This is a genomic window from Gracilibacillus massiliensis (assembly GCF_001458115.1).
In the GTDB taxonomy this organism is placed as follows: Bacteria; Bacillota; Bacilli; order Bacillales; family Amphibacillaceae; genus Gracilibacillus; species Gracilibacillus massiliensis.
This window is the reverse complement of record NZ_CZRP01000013.1, coordinates 956042-978813: the sequence shown is the minus strand read 5'-3', so window position 1 is coordinate 978813 and position 22772 is coordinate 956042. Positions and strand designations below refer to the sequence as shown.

The window sequence follows — 22772 nt, the reverse complement described above, 5'->3', positions numbered from 1 at the left end:
TGCGGCTTGCCCGCTTTCCTTTCCGCGGGTTTTTACCCTAAGATCCACTTTTTAAGCAAAGTTCGCTTAAAAAGTGGATCTTAGGGTAAAAACATCCCGCAGGAGTGAAAGGAGGCCACTGAAAAACATATTATGGAAATTATTTTCCCCACTTTAACCCCCGAAACACTATTGAAAATGCATATAATTCCCCACTTTCATATGATATTTAGTATGAATTTTGGGATTGTATTTTTATTGATTAAAAAGGAAGGGGGTTTTTCAGTGGCCTCGAGTGAAAGCGGGCGCCTGCGCTTTTTTATGCTCTACAACTAAAGCAAGAATAATCATGTTGGCGTATTCACTAATTCTCATCAATTTATCATTAGATTACATATCATAGATATCAATACAAACTGATTTATTGTACATCTTCTCCTGTCCATAACCATTCCCACCAATTGTCTATAAGATCATCTTCGGAGATGATTTCATCAAACTCTTCGGGATGTTCATGTTGATATTCCTCTAAATGTAAGGTGCAATATTTTGTTGGTTCCGTGCCTTTGACAAATAATAAGGTCGTCGTATCGGTACAAGCCTCTGATGCTAGCAAACCTGTATTCAAGTCGATCGAAGCTTCTACCACATTTTCAGGACGAACGACTCGCTCAACCGGAATATCTCCATGCGCTTTTTCCATAAAACTAGCCCATACTTCTTTTGCGTATTGGTGATCACTTGTCTTCACAATCTCTCGATTATCATCATAACCGGTCCAAACACCAGTTGTAAGTGATGGACTAAAACCAATCATCCAATTATCAACATTAGTTGTTCCTGATTTTCCAGCGTATTCATGCGTCAATTTATTAGCGATCGATGCACCTGTAACACTCATATAGCCATTCAATTCTTCATTAAACATGCCTTTCATCATCTCAGTTAAAATATAGGTATATTCTTTATTGAGTATCTGATTATTATTTTGTTTGGAAAACAAACTCCAGCCTTTATCCTCTGATTCGTTCTCTTGACGGTCATATAATACCTCACCATGAGCATCTGTAACTTTTGAAATCGTGTAACTATCGATCTTTTTCCCGCCGTTAGCAAGCATACTGTACCCTGTCACCATCTCCTTCATCGTAACGACTTCAGTTCCTAATGCTAAAGAAGCAACAGGTTCTAAATCGCTCTTTATATTAAATTTATCTTTTGCTACGCGAACAAATCGGTCTGGTGTTACATACATGTTTGTTTTAACAGCGAAAACGTTATCAGATAAGGCAATCGCTTGAGCCATTGTGATCGGTTGGTTGGCATAATAGTCATTGTAATTACTTGGTTGATAGAGCTTTCCATCTGCTAATTCAAATGTGGTTGGTTTGCTCATCAATGTTGTGGCAGCTGTCATACCTTGTTCTAAGGCGGTATAATAAAGAAACGGCTTAAAGGAAGATCCAGGCATTCGTTTCGCTTGTGTCACACGATTGAAAGAGGAATCTTGATAGTTTCTCCCACCTACGAGAGCTTTAATTGCACCTGTTGTGGGGTCCATTGCCATAGCACCGATTTGTATTTCGGGGTTATCGATTAAACGATCTGAAGCCGACTTTAATTCTTGTTGTTGTTCGACGCTAAGAGTAGTATAAACCTGATAACCACCAGACCTAACATCTTCTATAGTAACCCCTAATACATCTTTCAGTTCCTCTACTACCAGGTCTTGATAATAAGGAGCGAGGCCTTTTGTTGTGATCGTGCGTTCTTCAGAAAAATCTAGTGTTTCGTTTATTGCAGTTTCATATGTCTGGGAGTCAATAATTTGTTGATCATGCAAATTTTTCAAAATTAATTCCTGTCTCGATTTCGCTTTATCATAATCATGAAAAGGTGAGTAGTGGGAAGGACCTTTTGGAATGCCTGCCAGCATAGAGGCTTCGGCCCACGTTAAATCGGCAGCAGACTTAGCAAAGAAATATTTACTGGCTGCTTCAATTCCGTAAGCACCATGGCCATAATAAATTGTATTTAAATATCCTTCTAGCAACTCATCCTTATCGTAAAACATCTCTAAACGTATCGTATAAAAAGCCTCATATAATTTTCGTTTCCATGTCTTTTCATGTGTTAGAAAAAGGTTGCGAGCATATTGTTGAGTAATCGTGCTGGCCCCTTCTTTTAGCGACATTGTTTTCAAATCCTTCCAAATAGCGGACGCAAGGCGTTTGAAATCAAAACCAAAGTGATCATAGAAATGTTGATCTTCCGTCCAAATCGTAGCCTGCTCTAAGTTATCATCGATTTTATCTAACGTCATCCAGTATCTTTTTTCAGCCCCGAACTCCTCGCCAATCACTTCTTGATCTTCGCTATAATAAATGGTATTTTGAGGACGGTCTAAAGACGGGGGGCCAAGTAAAAAGCTAGCAATTAATAAAACAGCGGAGAAAGATCCAACTAAAAAAAATATAAAAACAAAAAACTTCCATAACCGTCGCTTCCTTCTCCGACTCCTCCGACCCATAAGACACCCTCCTAAGAACAAAAAATAGAAAAACATATTGCGATCTTCACGGGAATACTGACGCTGTTGACGGGAAATATCGTTAGCTTTACGGGAATTAGCCTTTTTTCCCGTGAAGCAGAAGACAATTCCCGTCAAGAGGAAGACAATTCCTGTGAAGAGAGCACCAATTCCCGTGAATAGCATCGAAATCTATAATAATCGCGGTTTGCACATCATTCGTTATTAGCATTATGGTTCAAAAAAACAGGGTATAAACATAATAAATAAAGAATTACTTGATTTTTTGGTAAAAAACTCTAGAATAGTATTATTTACAATAAAAAAAGTAAATCGATATAGATTAAAGGAGCCGATCAAATGGGAATATGGTTTACTGAAAAACAAACCGAAAATTTTGGCATCACTGCTAAAATCAATAAAACGCATCATAGTGAAGAAACAGACTTTCAAAAGCTAGATATGGTAGAAACAGCGGAATGGGGAAATATGCTGTTGTTAGACGATATGGTCATGACGTCAGAAAAGGACGAATTCGTTTATCATGAAATGTTAGCGCATGTACCATTATTTACCCACCCCAATCCAAAAGAGGTGTTAGTAGTTGGTGGTGGTGATGGAGGTGTGATCCGAGAAGTACTGAAGCATCGATCCGTTCAAAAAGCAGTATTAGTCGATATTGACGGAAAAGTCATTGAATATTCAAAAAAATATTTGCCAACGATCGCAGGAAGTCTTGATCATCCCCGCGTCGAAGTTCGTGTAGCAGACGGATTTATGCATATTGCAGAAAGTCAAAAAGCATACGATGTGATCATGGTCGATTCAACGGAACCAGTAGGTCCTGCTGTTAACCTTTTTACTAAAGGATTCTATGATGGCATTTCAAAAGCTTTAAAAGACGATGGTATTTTTGTCGCCCAGACAGATAATCCGTGGTTTAAAGCAGACCTCATTCAACAAGTGTTTCAAGATGTAAAAGAAATTTTTCCAGTAACACGCCTTTACACAGCAAATATTCCCACCTATCCAAGTGGATTATGGACGTTTACGCTGGGAAGTAAAATTCATGATCCATTAAAAGTAAAAGAGGACCGATTCTTTGAGTTGGAGACGAAATATTACACAGCTCCATTACATCAAGCGTGTTTTGTATTACCTAAATTTGTCGAAGATTTAACGAAATAGGAGGGCTAAAAGATGCGATTTGACGAGGCTTACTCAGGAAAAGTATTTATTATGTCGCGCCCGACACATGAAGAGGCTGATGCCATTATTTATGGAATGCCAATGGACTGGACCGTCAGCTTTCGACCAGGCTCACGCTTTGGCCCGAATCGAATTAGAGAGGCTTCGATTGGTTTAGAAGAATACAGCCCATATTTAGACCGCCACTTAGAAGAAGTCAACTATTTTGATGCCGGGGATATTCCGTTACCATTTGGCAATGCAAGTAGGAGCCTTGAAATGATTCATGACTATGTGGAACAAATTTTAGCAAAAGGTAAATTCCCGTTAGGACTGGGTGGCGAACATCTTGTCAGCTGGCCGATTATCGAAGCGATCTATCAGAAATACCCAGAACTTGCCATTATTCATATTGATGCACATGCTGATCTACGCGTGGAATATGAAGGGGAGAGCTTGTCCCACTCGACACCAATCCGAAAAGCTTGTGAAAAAATTGGTGCCGAAAATGTTTATTCATTTGGCATTCGCTCTGGAGATCGGGATGAATTTCGTTATGCGAAAGAAAGTGGGATGTATATGGCGAAATATCAGGTCGTGGAGCCATTAAAGGAAATGTTACCGAAACTGTCCGGTCGACCGGTTTATGTGACAATTGATATTGATGTCCTCGACCCAGCATTTGCTCCAGGAACAGGTACAGCAGAAGCTGGTGGTATTTCGTCTACCGAATTACTAGCTGCAATTCACGCTATCGCGAATTCCGATATAAAAGTTGTTGGAGCAGACCTTGTTGAGGTTGCGCCAAATTACGATCCAACCGAACAAACTGTAATAGCCGCCAGTAAATTTGTCCGTGAAATATTATTAGGCTGGGTTAAGTAAAAAAGAGAAATACATGTAACAAGTCCCTTAAGTATGATAAAATATGTAACGACTTTATAAAGGGACTAATCGTCTCTGACGTTTCGCTACACTGTTAGTAGCCGCACTTTATTAAAGATTAGGGGATTGGAATGAAAAGAAATCAAATTGTGAGTGACTTTTTGGCAAATGATACCGAGATGCCATTACACGTTATTTATCAGCAGCTTAGAGGACAGTGCCATGAGTTGAAAGATATGACAGAAATATGTTTAGCAACCGAAAATGAAGAGAATCAGCGAACTGCCATGGAATATTTATATGTGAATGGCTTATATGATGAATTAAAAGTAATGATCGATAAGATAAAATATGCAACAAATGATGTAAATCGCAAATCAGCTCGAATCTACCAAATTATGTATGAACGTAAAACGATAGCAGCAACACAATTAAAACCAGATACACCATCCAAATATATTAAAGCTGTCAATCGTCTGAAAATCAATGAGGAAGATATTACGGTAAGAATCCTCAAAGATCTTGTGCATATCTATGGCTATTTTGATATGCATCAGTACGGCAAGATAGGAACTTTTAATGAAAGTATTAAAAGACTTTTGATCCAGGTAAAAGATCCGTTACTATATGAATTGTTTGAGTCTCGTTTAAATGAAGCTTTATTTATTTATCATTGGAAACGCAATGAATTAATATTATCAAGAAAATATGGCTATCAACTATTAAAAGAAGCAAATAACCCTCGTAAACAAATTGATATTCATAATATTTTGGCACAAGGATACTTGTTTGACAGTTATGAACAGGCGATGCATCATATGTCCGTAGCCATTGAGATGGCAGAGCAATTATCATATGAGCGAGCAACATACGGTTTGAAAAACTATACCCTTCCATTTATCTCAGCCTATTATAAAAAAACAGAGGGGATTACGAGTTTAGATTTAGCTGAGCAAGCACATATTGCCTTTGCTGAAGGTAATAATGAAACATGCATCGAAATATTAGCTGATTTTGAACAATTAACACCTTTTCAGCAATATTATTTAGGACAAGCTAAACAAGACAAGTACTTATTACGAACGGCATATCAACGATTTATTGAAGAACGAGATGATTATTTTTATGCTAGATTACCTCTCGAGGCGTTAAACGCCCTTGATCAATAGAAGGATGTTTGATAACGTGATAAAATCTCAAGTGAACATTAAAATGACAATGGAAATTGTCGATCAGGGAAAACAGGATATTACAATTGTTGAGGAAAAAGGTCAACTATTAGAAAAAGCCGATACCACGGTATTGACGTTTAGTGAAGAGAATGAAAATAACGAACAAACAAATTCACTGATTACCATTCATCCAGATAAAGTCAGTGTGAAACGATCTGGAGCAGTATCGATGCTACAGAAATTCGATAAGAAGCAAATAACGGAAAATGTCTACCGCCATCAATTCGGCACCATTCATATGGAGACAGAAACAGAGCAAATGACCTATCAACCACCACAAGCAAATAAGAACGGAAAATTATTTATTAGCTATTCAACAAGTTTAAATGGTGATAAACCAAGGCGTCATCAATTAACGATCTTGGTAAAAAAAGAAGACTAATGGAGGTAAAATCATGAACGTGATGCAACAAATGCAGGAAACCTTGAAATCAGAAATTAAACAAGCCGTACTAGCAGCCGATTTAGCATCAGAAGCAGAAATACCTGCAATTGTGCTAGAACAGCCAAAAGATAAAGAGCATGGTGATTATGCGACTAATATTGCGATGCAACTTGCCAGAATCGCAAAAAAAGCTCCACGACAAATTGCCGAGGATATCGTGGCGCAATTAAATCAGGCAACAGGATCAATTAAAAGTGTTGATATTGCTGGGCCAGGTTTTATCAACTTTTTTATCGATAACCAGTACTTAACCAAACTAATACCGACCATTCTTGAACAGAAAGAAAATTATGGATCTTCTAATACTGGTAAAGGTGAAAAGGTTCAAATAGAGTTTGTCTCAGCCAATCCAACCGGTGATCTGCATTTGGGACATGCACGTGGCGCCTCTGTTGGTGATTCGATGTGTAATATTTTAGAAAAAGCGGGTTACGATGTTGCCCGTGAATATTATATTAATGATGCAGGTAATCAAATCAATAATTTAGCACTATCTGTTCAAGCTCGTTACATGCAGGCACTGGGTAAAGAATTTCCAATGCCAGAGGATGGTTATCACGGAGCAGATATTATTGGAATCGGTGAGACGTTGGCAAAAGAGTATGGTGAACAATTACTAGATAAGTCAGATCAGGAACAACAAGCATTTTTCCGCGAATACGGCTTGAAGTTTGAATTGGATAAATTAGCGAAAGATTTAGAACAGTTTCGTGTAACATTTGATCATTGGTTTTCAGAAACATCGTTGTATGAAGAGAATAAAATCACTCCAGCGATTGAGTTATTGAGAGAAAAAGGTTATATCTATGAGGAAGACGGTGCGACATGGTTCCGTTCGACAGATTTTGATGATGACAAGAATCGTGTATTAGTCAAGCAAGATGGTTCCTACACCTATTTATCTCCAGATATTGCGTATCACAAAAATAAATTAGATCGTGGTTTTGATAAATTGATTAACATATGGGGAGCAGACCATCATGGTTATATCCCACGTATGCGTGCGGCGATTCAAGCGCTAGGTTATGATGCTGATACGTTAGAAGTGGAAATCATCCAAATGGTCAACCTTTTTGAAAATGGCGAAAAGATCAAAATGAGTAAACGTACTGGTAAGGCGGTCACGTTACGTGAATTAATGGAGGAAGTTGGCATTGATGCGATGCGTTATTTCTTCGTGATGCGTTCTGCAGATTCCCACTTGGATTTTGATATGGACTTAGCGAAGTCCCAATCCAACGATAATCCAGTTTATTATGTACAATATGCCCATGCTCGGATTTGTACGATGATAAAACAGGCGGGAGATAAAGGGATCGATTTTGCGGAATATGACGCAAGTCTCCTGCAATCGGAAAAAGCAGAAGAGTTATTGAAAAAATTGGGCGAATTTACTCAGGTGGTGGCAGATGCAGCGACTAATCGTACGCCACACCGGATCACACAGTACATTTTTGACTTATCAGCAAATCTGCACAGCTTCTATAACGCAGAAAAAGTCATCAATGAGGACAACCTTGAAGCAACCAAAGCGCGTCTTGCTCTAATGGAAGCCGTGCGCATTACCTTAGCAAATGGCATGAAACTAATCGGAGTAAACGCACCAGAGAGTATGTAAATATACGTATCATCAGAAAAGCTGGATTCTTTCCAGCCTTTTTGTTTGCTAATAAATAAAGACTAATTTAACGAATGAAAGCAGGAACGTACGACATAAATGAAGTGGTAATTTTGACATGATGTACGTGTGTGGTATCCGCTTCGGCTTGGCCACTCCCCTTTCCATGGGGTTTTTTCTTCAGCTAACTTTTCCAAGCAAAAACCGCATGGAAAAGTGGATCTTCAGGAAAAACGAGTCCCATAGGAGTTGGAGTGGCCGCCTACGCTTAATGAAGTTCTACAAAAAATGCAAAAGCTAGCATTTTGGATTTTTACAGTAGGATCTTATTTGTTATTGATGTTAAGTAATCTAAAAACAAAGTCATAGCTGATATTGAATAAAGCCAATATGATTATAGTTGCTGGAGTTGTAGAGTATAAAAAAGCGTAGGCGTCCGCTTCCACTCCTGCAGGAAGTTTTTATCCGAAGATCCACTTTGGTAAGTGGTTTTTGCTTACCAAAGTTAGCTGAGGAGAAAAACCTGCGGAAAGGGAAGCGGACAAGCCGGAGCGGTTTATAAGCAGTTAAAATATTTCATAATTACCATTTCATTCATGTCGCTCTTTGTTTCTTTGATATACTTTTAAAAAAATGCTGGATCCAGTCGAATAGGCGGAATCCTAAGTAGATGCCGACTATTCCCATTACTCCTGCTAATGCAGGTGGGGCGGGTATGGGTAGTTTTAACCAAGCGAAAAGAAATCCAACGACTAAACCAGTGATAAGTGCTAAAAAAATTTGCAAAGTGATCAACCTCCATTCTTTAGAGTAATGACCGGAAAGGCATCGTCAACCACATCAATAGCCTTAAAAGAACAGGCTGATGTTTGATCCATCCGTCGGTCATTTTTTTGCTAATAGAAAGGTCTTTCCTAAAAATACTCTGCATTTCGTGGAAAATAGCATGTTCTTTCATTACAATGATATTTAATTCTTGATTAAGACTGAGACTTCGCCTGTCAAAATTGGCTGTACCAAAATCACAAATAGCTTGATCAAAAAACAACACCTTTCCATGGAAAAAGCCATCCTTATATAGATAAATATCTGCCCCATATTTCTTCATCTTTTTGAAATATGCTAAGGCTGAAGCTTTCGTTAATAGATGATCGGCTTTATCCGGGACTACCACAGTCAGCGTAACACCTCTTTTTAATGCTACTATAAGTGCTTTTTCAATTTTTCTAGTTGGAATAAAATAAGGAGATCCAATTTCAATCGACTCCTTTGTTTGCGAAATCAGTCTGAGAATTTCGTCTTCTAAAACATTTCCTTCGGTAGATAACACTTTGACATCTGCATTTTTTTGAGTATCAGTTCTGTCTAATGTTTGTGCTTGAGAATCCCAATCGAGATTAAAGGATGACTGCAATACTTCGATGATGTCACCAGTCAAACGTAAATGGTAATCCTGCCATCTACCTAGTTTCTTATCTTTTCCTACATATTCATCGCCTAAGTTAAATCCGCCAATATAACTAACGTTTTCATCTACAATCAAGACTTTGCGATGATTTCTTTGTTGAAGGTGATAGAAAAAAGGAAAAGTGGGACGATTCATTTTGCGAAACGACACTTTATCCTTCAACCATTTATTACGAAATCTCAAACTGCCCACCCAATCTGCCATCACTCTTACTTTTACCCCTTCATTTTGTTTTCTAACAAGTAATGAATAGATTTGGTTGGAAATTCGATCATTCCGAATGATAAAGAACTGCATATCAATTGAATATTTGGCAGCTTCGATATCGATTAGCATTTGCTCAAATAGCCGGTCCCCAGAAGTGAAAACGTCAACTTGATCCGTATTTGTTAACCATGTATTGCTTTTATTTCGCTTAGCAATTAACCATTTCCCTATCTGGAAGTCAATGATTAAGAGAAGTATTATTCCAATTATAATAAACATACGCTATTCCCTCATTTCATCTTTTAATGTACCCAAATATCTTTAAAATCATGAATCACGGTGTAAGCGTCGGTAACACTTTAACTTTCTGATAAGTTTTGCCAAGCATAGAGGCTTTGACAAAAGCTTGTTATGCGTTTTAGGAATGTAATGCGACATAGCTGAAGTGGTAAGTATGAGATTTTATATGTGCTTTGCAACCGCTGCGGCTTGCCCACTTTCCTTTCCGTGGGTTTTTACCCTAAGCTAACTTTTTAAGCAAAGTTCGCTAAAAAAGTGGATCTTAGGGTAAAAACATCCCGCAGGAGTGAAAGCGGACGCCTTCGCTTTAAAGGGATGCTACAACTGATGTCACAACTATCATGTTGATCTGATCTATCTTTAAGTATTTTGTTTACTTTATGCGATAGTAGTCATTATTTAAACTCTTGCATCTATTGTAGAACTCTAATTAGCGTAGGCGTTCGCTTCAACTCCTATGGGACTCGTTTTCCCTGAAGATCCACTTTTCCATTCGGTTTTTGCTTGGAAAAGTTAGCTGAAGGGAAAACCCCGTGGAAAGGGAAGCGAACAAGCCGAAGCGGTTGCTAAGCACACACATAATGTCAAAATTACTACATTATATATTGCACAGCATTACTAACATACATATTGCATCGCTCTTGTTTGAAATTAAGAGGAATATGTAAGTCTCACTTAATCACTTAATGGATGCGTTTTTCAGTAGAATACGTTAACATATAGAAGGAATAGATAATTTAAAAGAGGTGGATGTCGTGCAAAAGTTAGTATTTTTTGTAGGAGTAGCAGGTACTGGTAAAACAACCGTTGCAGAAAAAATTTCAGAAAAGATTCCATGTGCTTTTCTTGATCGTGATACAGTAGGAGGACGGTTTGTAGAACGTTTTCTCGAAATGAATGACCTTGATCCGAATGATCGTGACTCTGATTTTTATAAAAAAAATCTACGAGACTTAGAGTACGATACAACAAAAGATATATGTATTGAAAACTTACGCGTTGGACAAAATGTTTTTATGATTTCTCCATTTACAGCAGAGCTTAAAAATAAAGAATGGATCGAAGAAGTCATCGCAGCCAGCGGAAAAACAAAAGATGATATTGATGTCAAAGTAGTAGTGGTTACCTTACAAGACATTGAGCAACAACGGAAACGTATTGAAGAGCGTGGAACAGTTCGAGACACATGGAAACTTGATAATTGGGATTCCTATGAAACACGAGTAGACTTTGTGCCTACTATTAATTGGGATATTCCTGAGGAGAATATCAACATTTTTGATAATGCAGGAGATTTAACCAATGAGAAAGTAGAAAAATTAGTATCATTTATCACGAGGTAACTGTCTGTATTAAAAAATAGCACCTTGAAAGATTGTTGCAATTCAAAGAACAAAGCCATATAATATGATGGTAGAACGTAACTGGTCATTGGAATTTGTTTACATATTGATTGAGATAAAAGGAGTGCTATAACGTGAAATTAAAGGAATTAAATCAAGAAAAAATAGATAATATGGCAATGATTGATATTGCAACAAAAGTGTTGGAAGAAGAAAATAAAGCAATGGATTTTCGTGACATTTTTGATCGTGTCGCAAAATTAAAAGGTTTTTCTGAAGCAGATAAAGACTTATGGATCTCTCAGTTTTATACAGACTTGAATATCGATGGACGGTTTATGACAAAGGGATCGAACCTATGGGGTTTGAAAAAATGGTATCCAGTCGAAGAAATTGATGAAGATATTACGCCTGAACCAAAGAAAAAGAAGAAAAAGAAAAAAGCAGTGAAGAAAAAAGCTCCTGTCGAAGAAGTAGACGAAACAGAAGATCTAGATGAAACTATTGTTGATAAAGATGTTGTTGGATTCGATGACGATGATTTAGATACAGACACCGACATTGTAGACGATGATTTTGACTTCGATGATGATGACTTAGACGATGATGTCGACGATGACTTTGACACAGAAGATGACGAAGAAGAAAAATAGTTCGAAGAGATACTTGACTTTCAGATAGCTTCTGAGTAAAATTTTTATTGGGCTCCATAATTTAATGGATAATATACAGCGTTCCCCTGCTTAAGGGGAGCGCTTTTTATTTTTTTACCAACTATTTAAACAAGTTTAGTATTACATAGAGATAATAGAAAGATGAATACTAAGCAATAGATAGAACAATTATAAAAGAAAGAGGGATACAGTGTGACGAAATATATCTTTGTAACTGGTGGTGTTGTTTCTTCTATTGGAAAAGGAATTACAGCCGCATCTTTAGGACGTTTATTAAAAAACAGAGGATTAAAAGTAACGATTCAAAAATTTGATCCATATATCAATGTCGATCCGGGAACGATGAGTCCCTATCAGCATGGGGAAGTTTTTGTTACAGATGATGGTGCAGAAACTGATTTAGACTTAGGGCATTATGAACGTTTTATCGATATTAATCTAAACAAGTATAGTAATATTACTACAGGAAAAATTTATTCTACGGTTATTAAAAAAGAGCGTCGTGGTGATTATTTAGGTGGAACGGTTCAGGTAATTCCACATATCACCAACGAAATTAAAGATAAAGTGTTCCAAGCTGGTAAACAAACGAATGCAGATATCGTCATTACTGAAATTGGTGGTACTGTCGGTGATATAGAATCACTTCCATTTATCGAAGCGATTCGCCAAATTAAAAGTAATATCGGTAAAGAGAATGTGATGTACATTCACTGTACACTAGTACCATATATTAAAGCAGCGGCGGAATTAAAAACAAAACCGACTCAACATAGTGTCAAGGAATTGCGTTCATTAGGAATTCAGCCAGATGTGATCGTATTAAGAACAGAACATGCGATTAGTCAAGAAATGAAAGAAAAGATAGCATTATTCTGTGATATTAATGAAAAAGCTGTGGTCGAATCCGGAGATGCCGACACACTTTATCATGTACCATTAGCGATGCAGGAACAAAAATTAGATCAATTAACATGTGATCACTTTGGCTTAGATAGCAAACAGGCAGATATGACGGAATGGAATGCATTAGTGGAACGAGTTTTAAACTTATCGAAAAAAATTACGATTGGCCTTGTCGGAAAGTATGTTGAATTACCGGATGCCTATATTTCTGTAGTAGAAGCTTTAAAACATGCAGGTTTTGCTCATGATGCTGATGTAGATATAAAGTGGATAAATGCGGAGGAAGTATGTGCAGAAAATGTTGCAAATGAATTAAAGGATGTTGATGGTTTACTGGTACCAGGAGGATTCGGTGATCGTGGTATAGAAGGCAAAATTGAAGCGATTCGCCATGCTAGAGAAAGTAAATTGCCTTTCTTAGGTATTTGTTTGGGTATGCAACTTGCTACAGTTGAATTTGCTCGTAATGTGTTAGGGCTTAGAGGTGCGAATTCTGCTGAAATTGATCCAAAAACACCATATCCAATCATTGATTTGTTACCAGAACAAAAAGATATTTCAGATTTAGGTGGAACCTTGCGTCTTGGACTTTATCCGTGTCGTCTAAAGGATGGTACCAAAACAAAAGAAGCCTATGAAAATGAAGATGTAGTATATGAACGTCATCGTCACCGTTTCGAATTTAATAATCAATACCGTACACAAATGGAAGAAAACGGCTTTATTTTCTCTGGTACAAGCCCAGATGAAAAATTAGTAGAAACGATCGAACTGGATGATCACCCGTGGTTTGTCGCATCCCAATTCCACCCAGAATTTAAGTCGAGACCAACCAGACCACAACAACTATTCAAAGGATTCATCAACGCAGCAAAAAAAAATGCAGTAAAATAATGTAAAAAATCCCGCCACAGCATTAAGTTGTGGCGGTTTTTTTATAAATAGAGAATAGGAAACATTGCATCTCTTAAAGAATATAAGGGAGATACTAAGTAATAAATGATGAAGTAATTTTGACAGTAAATATGAGCGTACCAACCGCTACGGCTTGCCCACGTCGCTTTCCAAGGGACGCGTCTTCAGCTAACTTTGTAAAGAAGATCACTTTACAAAGTGGATCTTCAGATCGCGCTGACAAATGCGAAGTTGAAGTGGACGCCTGTGCTATTTTGATATTCTACAATGCTAGCATTAGGAAGCTTATTGGTATTTCTATCATTTTATGAATTCATTATTTGGAAAAGCTCAAATTGCTACCTGTCACAGTAGTTGTAGAACCAATATATTAGCGCAGGCCGCCCACTTTCACTCCTGTGGGAATGTTTTACCTGAAGATCCACTTTTTCAAGCGATCTTTGCTTGGAAAAGTTAGCTGAAGGGAAAACCCCACGGAAAGGGAAGTGGGCAGCTGGAGCGGGGGTTAACCAGTTAAATAATGTCAAGATTACTACATCTTTTATTGCATGGTATCCATATTATGTGTAAGTGCGAAGGGTTGGTTTTTTGATTGTCATGAGTAGCCTTTCGTGACTTTTGGTAATGTTTGGATATTTCTTTAAAAAAGATTTTTGCAGGATTTTTAAGTATAATATCGAAATATAAGTAGAAGGTCATAATACAAAAAGCTATCAATTCGCAATATATGACAAATTCAACCAGTTTATTCATCCACAAGAAATAAAGAGATAAAAGGAGCTGACAATACATGAGTAAAACAGTATTAGTGGTCGATGATCAAATCGGGATCAGACTTTTACTAGAAGAAGTAATCCATCAAGAAGGCTACAATGTAGAAGTCGCGATAAATGGAAAAGAAGCATTAGATGCTATAACTACCAAGCAACCTGACCTTATTTTATTGGACTATAAGCTACCAATCATCGATGGTCCTTCCTTAGTAAAGAAACTAGAAGCACAAAATATTTCTGTGCCAACGGTCGTGATGAGTGGACTACCTGATAAAGCAAACGATCAAATGAAAGACTTTAACTCAGTAATCAAAACAATCGGAAAACCTTTTCAATTAAATGATATTAGAGAAATGGTCCATGATATTTTAAAATAATTTAATCTATTATTTTCGAAAAATTCAACAGGAAAGCGGTTACCATTGATTGTTTTGTTGCACCTTTCGTTTGGAATTGGTATTCTATAAATGGGTGCAATCTTTCGCAGTAGGATCGATTGACAAAACAATTTTATATACATACCTTAAAGGAGGAGCAACTATGCCATTAGTATCAATGAAAGAAATGCTTGAAACAGCTAATAAGAATCGTTATGCTGTAGGTCAATTTAATCTTAATAACCTAGAGTATGTACAAGCTATTCTTCAAGCTGCAGAAGAGGAAAAATCTCCAGTAATTCTTGGTGTATCTGAAGGTGCCGGGAAATACATGGGAGGTTTCAATGTAGTAGTAGCAATGGTGAAGGCGACAATGGAAGCACAAAGGACAACAGTTCCAGTAGCAATTCATTTAGATCATGGTTCAAGTTTTGAAGCTTGTGCAAAAGCAATTCATGCAGGATTTACATCAGTAATGATCGATGCATCACATGATCCATTTGAAGAAAACATCGCAGTAACTTCTAAAGTAGTAGAATTAGCACATTTCCATGGAGTATCTGTGGAAGCTGAGCTTGGTACAGTAGGTGGAGAGGAAGATGGTGTACAAGGTGGTATTATGTATGCCGACACGAACGAATGTAAAGAGCTAGTTGAACGTACTGGTATTGATTGCCTTGCACCAGCATTAGGTTCTGTTCACGGTACTTACCAAGGTGAACCAAATTTAGGTTTCAAAGAAATGGAAGAAATTAATACGGTAGCCGGTGTACCTCTAGTACTCCACGGTGGTACTGGTATTCCGATCCATGATATTCAAAAAGCGATTTCTTATGGTACTTCTAAAATTAACGTGAATACAGAAAATCAAATTCAACAAACAAAAGTAGTACGTGAGGTATTAGAAGCAAACCCTAAAATGATCGATCCTCGTAAATACCTAGGACCAAGCCGAGATGCAATTAAAGACACTGTAATCGGAAAAATGCGTGAATTTGGTTCTTCAGGTAAAGCAGAATAATATAATTAGTAGAAAACCCTGTTGCATAGTCAACAGGGTTTTACTTTTGGCATCCGGAGTTGCCAGTAAAACTCTCGAAGTTGCCAGTAAATCAGAAAAGTTGCCAGTAAAACTCTCGAAGTTGCCAGTAACCCCTCAAAAGTTGCCAGTAAACGAACCCATTTCGCGTCAAAATATTCTTCTGTTTTAAATCAATCTTAAATAAGCTATAATAGGACTAACTGTAAAAAAACATTACATAATTTTGGCAGAAACGTACAAGCTAACATTACAGTGACAACTATGCCAAAAGTTATTAGGACTCCTTGAAAGCGAGGGAATAAAATATGCAGAAGTTGCTTATAGAAGGCGGACATTTGTTAAACGGAAAAGTTCGAATAAGTGGTGCGAAAAATAGTGCAGTAGCATTGCTTCCAGCATCGATATTAGCTGATTCTAAAGTAATTATTGAGGGTTTACCAGATATCTCTGATGTAGAAACATTGAGCTACTTATTAGAGGAAATCGGCGGAACAGTTGAAAGAAGAGGACAAACCGTACATATTAATCCAGCAGACATGACAGCTATGCCATTACCTAATGGTCGTGTGAAGAAGTTAAGAGCTTCTTATTATTTCATGGGTGCCATGCTTGGACGATTTAAGGAAGCCGTAATTGGTTTACCAGGAGGATGTTATCTTGGTCCTCGTCCGATAGATCAGCATATAAAAGGATTCGAAGCACTAGGTGCAACGGTAACAAATGAGCAAGGCGCTATCTATTTGCGTGCTAACGAATTGCGAGGCGCGAGAATTTATCTTGATGTTGTTAGTGTCGGTGCAACCATTAATATTATGCTTGCAGCTGTTAAGGCAAAAGGTCGTACCATTATCGAAAATGCTGCCAGGGAGCCTGAAATTATTGATGTGGCTACATTGCTAACTAGTATGGGAGCAAAGATTAAAGGAGCAGGAACAGACGTCATTCGGATTGAGGGTGTTGATGAATTAAGTGGTTGTATGCATACGATTATTCCAGACCGGATTGAGGCAGGTACTTATACAATCATGGCCGCTGCTCAAGGCGAAAAAGTCTTAATTGATAATGTTATCCCTCAGCATTTAGAGCCGTTACTTGCAAAGCTAAGAGAAATGGGAGTACATATCGAAGAAGGCGAAGAACAATTGTTAATTCATCGTAGTGAAACATTAAAAAGTGTCGATATTAAAACATTAGTCCACCCTGGTTTTCCAACAGATCTACAGCAACCATTTACTGCATTATTAACAAAAGCACAAGGTACAGGTGTCGTCACAGATACGATCTATCAAGCCAGGTTCAAACATATTGACGAACTTAGACGCATGAATGCTCAAATTAAAGTAGAAGGTAGTTCTGCAATTGTACAAGGTCCTAATCAGCTTGAAGGTGCCAAAGTAAAAGCTAGTGATCTCCGGGCAGGTGCTTCCTTAATAGCGGCAGGACTAATGGCGAACGGAATTACAGAAATAACCGGTCTAGAGCATATTGATCGAGGGTATGCCAATATCACCGAAAAGTTAGATGAACTTGGTGCCAAAATATGGCGCGAAGAAATGACAGAAAAAGAAATCCAACAATTTCAAAATTCTTAAAAAGAGGCTAAACTAGTCTCTTTTTTTACGCTTGGAAAGATTAAGTGGTGTTTCAGGAGATAGGAAAATCTTTATTTCTTGCTAGAAAATAAGTTTTTTCTCAGAAAAAAGTTGAATATCTAGTTGTAACCGTGTACTATATAGAAAGAATATCAATCACACATTTCTTCCTGAAGAATGTGTACTTCAAAAGTATCATCAGTACTGAGTAAAGTATTGATGAAGCATGCTTCCATCTCATACTCTTCTTGAGATTTCAAGCGATCTCGGTGCTCCATATTGAGTTTCCAAAGCTGATTGGCCAATGTTAGATACGATAACTTCATCAATTTTTTTGTACAAACGAAAGGATCAATGAGTCAATTATGCTACGATTCCCCACGTTTATAAAATCTACAATTGTTAATCTCGAAAATTAAAATGAAGATGGAAAAATATAAATAATGAATAGGTGTGGTGATTTTGTGAGTGAAGTAACAATTAAAGAATTAGAATCAATGACATTAAAAGACCTTTATGCGCGAGCAAAGGAATATAAAGTGTCTTATTATGCCAAATTAACAAAAAAAGAGTTAATTTTTTCGATATTAAAAGCCCAAGCTGAAAAAAGCGGATATCTTTTTATGGATGGTATCTTGGAAATAATTCCGACAGAAGGTTTCGGTTTCTTAAGACCGATTAATTATTCTCCGAGTGCAGAAGATATTTATATTTCCGCATCTCAAATTCGCCGTTTTGATTTGCGTAATGGGGACAAGGTATCAGGTAAAGTACGCCCTCCAAAAGAAAATGAACGGTATTATGGGTTATTGCATGTTGATGCTGTAAACGGAGAAGATCCAGAAGCGGCTAAAGAACGTGTCCATTTCCCTGCGTTAACACCATTGTATCCGGATCGTTTAATGAATCTCGAAACAGATACTAAATTAATCTCTACTAGAATTATGGACTTGCTAACACCGGTTGGTTATGGTCAGCGTGGCTTGATTGTAGCTCCTCCTAAAGCAGGGAAAACCATGCTTTTAAAGCAAATCGCTAATAGCATCGCCAAAAATCATCCGAATACGAAATTAATTATTTTGTTAGTAGACGAACGTCCGGAAGAGGTAACCGATATTGAACGTTCGGTAGATGAAAATGTAGACGTAGTAAGTTCTACTTTCGATGAAGTTCCAGAAAATCATATTAAAGTGGCGGAGCTTGTATTAGAGCGTGCGATGCGACTTGTTGAACATAAAAAAGATGTCGTTGTACTTATGGATAGTATTACACGTTTGGCTCGTGCTTATAACCTCGTTATTCCACCAAGCGGTAGAACGTTATCAGGTGGTATTGATCCAGCGGCATTCCACCGACCAAAACGATTCTTCGGTGCAGCTCGTAATATCGAAGATGGTGGAAGTTTCACCATCCTAGCTACGGCGTTAGTAGAGACCGGTTCACGTATGGATGATGTCATCTACGAAGAGTTTAAAGGAACAGGAAACATGGAATTACACTTAGATCGTCATTTAGCACAGCGTCGTATTTTCCCAGCGCTTGATATTCCGCGCTCTAGTACAAGAAAAGAAGAACTATTACTTTCAAAAAATCATGTAGAAAAAATGTGGGCCATTCGCAAAAGCATGCAGGATTCTCCGGAATTCGTTGAAAGATTTTTACGTAAGCTACGTTCGACGAAGAATAATGAAGAATTCTTATCCGTACTTGAGGAAGAAATGAAACGAAAAGGCACTGCTAAAAAATCAAACTAATCATCTTTTTGTAAATACTTCTTGCAAACCGGATGTGAGATTGATATAATGCTTCTGTGCGAAAAAATGCTTACAGGCATTAATCTAACTCTGTTTCCTAAGGATTCAGGGCAAAAGGAGTGGACATACATGAAAAAAGGCATTCATCCAGAATACCAAAAAGTTGTATTTCTTGATACAAGTTCTGACTACAAATTTCTAGGCGGATCTACACAATCGTCCGAAGAGACAATTGAATGGGAAGATGGCAATTCTTATCCATTAATCCGTGTAGAAATCAGCTCAGCTTCTCACCCGTTCTATACTGGTAAGCAAAAAGCTGATAAAGTCGGCGGTCGTGTTGACCGATTCAAGAAAAAATACAACATGGGTTAATTGGTATTTTTTACTTGAACGAAATAGAACAGGATAATAAATCCTTAGAAACAGGCAAATGCACCACAAATTTGCCTGTTTTTTATTTGAAATAGTATATGAAGGACAAAAAAGGCGGAACCAGGCAAGTTTTGTCTCTCATAAGCCGAATGAAGGACAAAAAAAGCGAGACCAAGGAAAATCTGTCTCTCATAAGCCAAATGAAGGACAAAAAAAGCGGAATCAAGCAAAATCTGTCTCTCAAAAGCTGAATGAAGGACAAAAAAAGTGGAATCAAGCGAAATTTGTCTTTTATTAAATTAATCATACCCTAGACAAAGTTGATTACATATTACTACGTGAAAAATGGTAAAATGATTAGATATAAAGTGAGATTAGAGTCAGTTTGTATTTGAGCTTGACTGACTATTAGCGAAACTTATCAGGGTGTTAGTGTCTGAGGGAGTTATATCGCTATGAAAAAGAAACATTACTGTTGGAAGGGGCAACATCATCATGCATATTATGAAACATGCCGGTTGGATCGAGCTTATTTGTGGGAGCATGTTCTCTGGTAAGTCAGAAGAATTAATTCGCAGAGTACGTCGCGCTACCTATGGCAATTTATCTGTTGCCGTATATAAACCACAATTAGACAATCGATATAGCGACGATTGTGTCGTATCCCATAATGGGCAAGAGGTAGTAGCAAAACCGGTAGAAAGAGCAATGGATATTTTGAAAGATGTCTCAGAAGATATCGAGTTAATTGGTATAGATGAAGTACAATTTTTTGATGAGGATATCATAACAGTTGTAACGGAATTGGCAGATAAGGGGCATCGGGTCATCTTAGCTGGTTTGGATACAGATTTTCGTGGAGAACCATTTGGACCAATGCCAGAGCTGCTTTCAATAAGTGAATTCGTCACAAAATTAAATGCAATCTGTCCTGTTTGTGGTTCTCCTGCTAGCAGAACACAGCGATTAATCGACGGTTCTCCAGCTTCATATGACGACCCTATTATATTAGTAGGAGCAAAAGAAGCATATGAGCCAAGGTGCCGCCACCATCATGAAGTACCAAACCATCCCAAAAGCAAATTAAAAGTTCATCCAACCTAATCGAATTTTGACGGTACCTTCAACTTTATATATACTGTTTAATAGAGAGTTTTGCTAATTGTAGAAAGAGGTGACGTACGTGTTAGATCGTTTAGAATCGCTAGAAGCACGTTATGATAAATTAAACGAATTATTAAGTGATCCAGAGGTTATTAATGATTCCAAAAAATTAAGAGAATATTCAAAAGAACAATCCGACTTACAGGACGTTATTACCGCATATCGTGAATATAAAGATGTTTCAAGCCAACTAGATGATGCTAAAGAAATGTTAGAAGATGATCTAGATGATGAAATGCGTGACATGACGAAAATGGAGATCAGTGAACTGTCTGATCAGAAAACAGAGTTAGAGGAACGTTTAAGAATATTATTGTTACCTAAAGATCCAAACGACGACAAAAACGTAATAATGGAGGTCAGAGGAGCAGCAGGCGGTGATGAAGCAGCCTTATTTGCTGGAGATCTCTTCCGTATGTATTCGCGTTACGCCGAATCAGAAGGTTGGAAAATCGATATTATGGACTCCAATACAACAGGTGTTGGTGGCTTTAAAGAAGTTGTCTTTATGATTAATGGAAATGGAGCCTATTCGAAATTAAAGTTTGAAAATGGCGCACACCGTGTCCAACGTGTTCCTGAGACAGAATCAGGCGGACGTATCCACACTTCTACAGCAACCGTGGTAGTTATGCCAGAAGCTGAAGAAGTAGAAGTAGATGTTCATGAAAAAGATATTCGTGTTGATACCTTCACGTCCAGCGGTCCTGGTGGGCAATCAGTAAATACGACAATGTCTGCTGTCCGTTTAACACACTTGCCAACAGGGATTGTTGTATCGATTCAAGATGAAAAATCACAAATTAAAAATAAAGAAAAAGCAATGAAAGTATTAAGAGCGCGAATCTATGATAAATTCCAACAAGAAGCCCAGGCTGAATACGACCAAACACGTAAATCAGCAGTTGGTTCAGGTGATCGCTCTGAACGTATTCGTACTTATAACTTTCCGCAAAACAGGGTGACCGATCACCGAATTGGTCTAACGATTCAAAAGTTGGATCAGATTTTAGAAGGCAAGATGGAAGAAATCGTTGAAGCCTTGATTATTGAAGAGCAAGCAAAGAAAATGGAACAAATAGGTGAATAACATGACTCCACAAACCATTCACGAGGCCCTAAACTGGGCTTCTTCTTTTTTAGAAGAACATGATACAGAAGCAAAAATAGCAGAGATTCTGCTCTTGCATGAACTGAAGTGGACTAAAACAGAACTGATTAGTAATTTGCGTGAGAATATCGATCCTTCCATATTAAAACAGTATCAAAGCAAGATCGAACAACTCGCAACAACAAAAGTTCCTATCCAACATCTAACAGGTGTGGAGGAATTTTATGGGCGAAGCTTCCATGTGAATAAACATGTATTAATACCAAGACCGGAAACAGAAGAACTGATTCACCATCTGCTAACAACCGTAAAAAAGCAGCCCGTTTCTTGTGTGGATGTAGGAACAGGTAGCGGTGTAATTGCGGTCAGCTTAGCGAAAGAATGGCAGAAGGAAGTAATCGCCACAGATCTTTCACCAGAAGCCCTGCAGGTTGCCAGAAAAAATGCCAAAAAGCATCAAGCGGACATTCTTTTTTATCAGGGTGATTTTCTAAATCCGTTAATCGAACGAGAGAAAAAAGTAGACATGATCGTTTCGAACCCACCCTATATTGCCTATCAAGAAGCGGATTCCCTATCAGACACTGTAAAAAATTTCGACCCCGAAATGGCCCTTTTTGCAGAAGAAAATGGGTTGGGTGCTTATCAAAGTATTATCGAGCAAGCGCCTTTGGTTCTGAATAAACAAGGAGTGCTAGCATTTGAAATTGGTCATAGCCAAGGAAAAGCTGTCACTTCGATCATTAAAAAGACTTTCCCAAATAGTGATGTCAACGTAATCCAAGATATCAATCAGAAAGACCGAATCGTAGTTGCGACCATCATTTAATAAAAATTAATAGATTAACAGTTTAAAAGTTTTCGTAGTTGTCCACACTGTGACTAGCAAATGCT

Annotated in this window: 19 protein-coding genes; 16 read left to right on the top strand and 3 right to left on the bottom strand. The window is 37.7% G+C overall.

What is annotated here, in order from left to right; all coding sequences use genetic code 11:
* Positions 1–400 precede the first annotated feature (400 nt).
* Positions 401–2509, bottom strand: coding sequence for a transglycosylase domain-containing protein (locus BN3107_RS16560; protein WP_058308731.1), 2109 nt, complete (start codon positions 2507–2509; stop codon positions 401–403).
* Between the two features lie 360 nt (positions 2510–2869).
* On the opposite strand from BN3107_RS16560, the gene speE reads away from it, so the two are divergent.
* The 5 genes from speE to argS all read left to right on the top strand — a co-directional run bounded on the left by speE (position 2870) and on the right by argS (position 7877).
* The gene (gene speE, locus BN3107_RS16555; protein ID WP_058308730.1) at positions 2870–3697 is read left to right on the top strand and encodes a spermidine synthase; all 828 of its coding nucleotides are present in this window, start codon (positions 2870–2872) and stop codon (positions 3695–3697) included.
* Positions 3698–3709: 12 nt separating this feature from the next.
* The gene (gene speB, locus BN3107_RS16550) at positions 3710–4582 is read left to right on the top strand and encodes an agmatinase (RefSeq protein WP_058308729.1); all 873 of its coding nucleotides are present in this window, start codon (positions 3710–3712) and stop codon (positions 4580–4582) included.
* A gap of 131 nt (positions 4583–4713) precedes the next feature.
* Complete coding sequence (locus BN3107_RS16545; RefSeq protein ID WP_058308728.1) at positions 4714–5751, top strand: AimR family lysis-lysogeny pheromone receptor; 1038 nt, start codon at positions 4714–4716, stop codon at positions 5749–5751.
* Positions 5752–5767: 16 nt separating this feature from the next.
* On the top strand, positions 5768–6196 hold the full coding sequence (locus BN3107_RS16540; protein ID WP_058308727.1) for a DUF1934 domain-containing protein: 429 nt from the start codon (positions 5768–5770) through the stop codon (positions 6194–6196).
* Between the two features lie 13 nt (positions 6197–6209).
* A complete protein-coding gene (gene argS, locus BN3107_RS16535) occupies positions 6210–7877 on the top strand; it encodes an arginine--tRNA ligase (RefSeq protein ID WP_058308726.1) in 1668 nt (555 codons plus the stop codon).
* A gap of 594 nt (positions 7878–8471) precedes the next feature.
* Here argS and BN3107_RS16530 read toward each other — a convergent pair.
* Positions 8472–8663 (bottom strand): XapX domain-containing protein, encoded by a 192-nt coding sequence (locus BN3107_RS16530; protein ID WP_058308725.1) that lies wholly within the window; start codon positions 8661–8663, stop codon positions 8472–8474.
* Positions 8664–8682: 19 nt separating this feature from the next.
* Entirely contained in the window at positions 8683–9831 is a 1149-nt protein-coding gene (locus BN3107_RS16525) for a phospholipase D-like domain-containing protein (protein WP_058308724.1), read from the bottom strand.
* Positions 9832–10607: 776 nt separating this feature from the next.
* Here BN3107_RS16525 and BN3107_RS16520 point away from each other — a divergent pair.
* The 11 genes from BN3107_RS16520 to prmC all read left to right on the top strand — a co-directional run bounded on the left by BN3107_RS16520 (position 10608) and on the right by prmC (position 22707).
* Positions 10608–11195 (top strand): AAA family ATPase, encoded by a 588-nt coding sequence (locus tag BN3107_RS16520; RefSeq protein ID WP_058308723.1) that lies wholly within the window; start codon positions 10608–10610, stop codon positions 11193–11195.
* A gap of 134 nt (positions 11196–11329) precedes the next feature.
* The gene (gene rpoE, locus BN3107_RS16515; RefSeq protein WP_058308722.1) at positions 11330–11848 is read left to right on the top strand and encodes a DNA-directed RNA polymerase subunit delta; all 519 of its coding nucleotides are present in this window, start codon (positions 11330–11332) and stop codon (positions 11846–11848) included.
* A 213-nt stretch (positions 11849–12061) separates the two neighbouring features.
* Entirely contained in the window at positions 12062–13669 is a 1608-nt protein-coding gene (locus BN3107_RS16510; protein ID WP_058308721.1) for a CTP synthase, read from the top strand.
* Between the two features lie 811 nt (positions 13670–14480).
* Positions 14481–14840, top strand: a complete 360-nt coding sequence (locus BN3107_RS16505) for a response regulator (RefSeq protein WP_058308720.1) — start codon at positions 14481–14483, stop codon at positions 14838–14840.
* 163 nt (positions 14841–15003) lie between these two features.
* Entirely contained in the window at positions 15004–15861 is an 858-nt protein-coding gene (gene fba, locus BN3107_RS16500) for a class II fructose-1,6-bisphosphate aldolase (protein WP_058308719.1), read from the top strand.
* Positions 15862–16187: 326 nt separating this feature from the next.
* Positions 16188–17474 carry a UDP-N-acetylglucosamine 1-carboxyvinyltransferase gene (locus BN3107_RS16495; RefSeq protein WP_058308718.1) on the top strand — a complete coding sequence of 429 codons (1287 nt, stop codon included), beginning with the start codon at positions 16188–16190 and terminating at the stop codon, positions 17472–17474.
* A 464-nt stretch (positions 17475–17938) separates the two neighbouring features.
* On the top strand, positions 17939–19228 hold the full coding sequence (rho, locus tag BN3107_RS16490; protein ID WP_148434772.1) for a transcription termination factor Rho: 1290 nt from the start codon (positions 17939–17941) through the stop codon (positions 19226–19228).
* 129 nt (positions 19229–19357) lie between these two features.
* Positions 19358–19603, top strand: coding sequence for a type B 50S ribosomal protein L31 (locus BN3107_RS16485; RefSeq protein ID WP_058308716.1), 246 nt, complete (start codon positions 19358–19360; stop codon positions 19601–19603).
* 495 nt (positions 19604–20098) lie between these two features.
* Entirely contained in the window at positions 20099–20707 is a 609-nt protein-coding gene (locus BN3107_RS16475; RefSeq protein ID WP_058308714.1) for a thymidine kinase, read from the top strand.
* Positions 20708–20786: 79 nt separating this feature from the next.
* The gene (gene prfA, locus BN3107_RS16470; protein ID WP_058308713.1) at positions 20787–21857 is read left to right on the top strand and encodes a peptide chain release factor 1; all 1071 of its coding nucleotides are present in this window, start codon (positions 20787–20789) and stop codon (positions 21855–21857) included.
* A gap of 1 nt (position 21858) precedes the next feature.
* On the top strand, positions 21859–22707 hold the full coding sequence (gene prmC, locus BN3107_RS16465) for a peptide chain release factor N(5)-glutamine methyltransferase (protein ID WP_058308712.1): 849 nt from the start codon (positions 21859–21861) through the stop codon (positions 22705–22707).
* Positions 22708–22772: the final 65 nt, after the last annotated feature.